General features: G+C 54.1%; 1 protein-coding gene. It reads left to right on the forward strand.

Annotated features, from left to right (window positions below; all coding sequences use genetic code 11):
- The first annotated feature begins 320 nt into the window (after positions 1 to 320).
- Complete coding sequence (locus ACJH6H_RS29705) at positions 321 to 1238, forward strand: hypothetical protein (RefSeq protein WP_406776388.1); 918 nt, start codon at positions 321 to 323, stop codon at positions 1236 to 1238.
- Positions 1239 to 1375 lie beyond the last annotated feature (137 nt).

The following is a 1375-nucleotide window of genomic DNA, read 5'->3' on the forward strand; positions in this document are numbered from 1 at the left end:
GCCATCGTGGTGGATCATCTCGCTTCCCCCGCCAACCTTGCGGGATTCAGCGTGTCCAACACACGGGGTCAAGTCCCTAACTCGCGTTCGTTCGTAGACGTTGATCGCGTCGATAGCTTGCGCGGTTGATTCCGCCGCAGCCATCGGGGTTACTCGGATCCCACCTGATTGATCGCGTCGAACGCTCGTGAAGCACCGCCTCCGTGCTGGTCGGTGTTATCACGGCCAACGAGCGGGCACAGTGGCTGGCTGTCTGTGCAGGACGGGATCAGGGGTGCTCGCGGCCAGGGTGTCGGGCCAAGGTGCGATGATCCTGGCTCATGGAGACGGGCATCGGCCAAGAGCACCTTTACTACGCCTGCAAGTTGTTTGGCGAATTTCATTACGAGCCTGGCAATACGACTCCCAAAGGTACCGCAACGGGTTTTGTCGTTCAGGGCCCCGATAAACGGACATTAGGGCTCGTTACTAACAGGCATTTTATAGAGCCCGGTTGGTCTGATGAGCTCAAAGAGGGAACAAAGCTCACAAAGCTGCGTGCAAGTATATGGCTTACGTCGGACGATCGAATTGAAACCGACATCGTCGCAGAACCCATATTCCACGATGATCCGACAATCGATGCTTGTATCTTTCCTTTGCTTCCGGGTCACTTACTACGCGTGGATTTGTATGGAATTGCTGGACGAACCGAGGGCGCTCACAAGTGGGCTGACGGTTTGAAACAGGGCGGTGATGCTGCAATTCAATTGAAGCATTATGTGAGTTGGGGGCATCTCGATATTTCAGCGTGGTATTGGAACACGGTTGCTCCTTGTGAATCATTGTTCTTTCCAGGTTATCCCGCTTGGCACGATAAGAGTGCAGATCGGCCAATTATGAGAACGGGCGCAATCGTAAGTGATCCGAAAGAAAGTTGGCGGCTATACGCTGACGGACCAAAGCCTGGTGATGGCTCACTGCAAGTCTTGTTCGATGCCTTTTCTAGCGATGGCAACTCAGGCAGTCCAGTCTTTGTGAGTCAGCGAGGATTTCGCAACGCAGGCGAGATGAGCCATTATGTCGGTGCGTATCGCCCCATGATACTTGGCGGGATCAATGCTGGTCATATCGAAGACCATAAATCGCGGCATGTTGGTCTTTCGCGTATGCACAAAGTTTCAGTGATAGTCGATCTTGCGCGCAAGATGGTTGATTCGTTGCCCAACTCTGGCCCTCGGGACGGCTTATCGCTATGACCTTCGTGGTAATCAGTTTGTGGCTACGCGGTTTAGGGCGGGTGGTGGCAAACAGATTTGGGGCTCTTCGCAGTTGAGGGTGTAGAGGTCATCGGCGCGTCGTTGCCGGGATAGGGGTCGAGGTCTCTCGAAGATGA

Source organism: Mycobacterium sp. SMC-21 (genome assembly GCF_045310825.1).
Lineage (GTDB): Bacteria > Actinomycetota > Actinomycetes > Mycobacteriales > Mycobacteriaceae > Mycobacterium.

Coding starts and splice junctions, on each gene's coding strand:
- ACJH6H_RS29705 (WP_406776388.1), top strand. CDS start 321: ATGGAGACGGGCATCGGCCAAGAGCACCTTTACTACGCCTGCAAGTTG.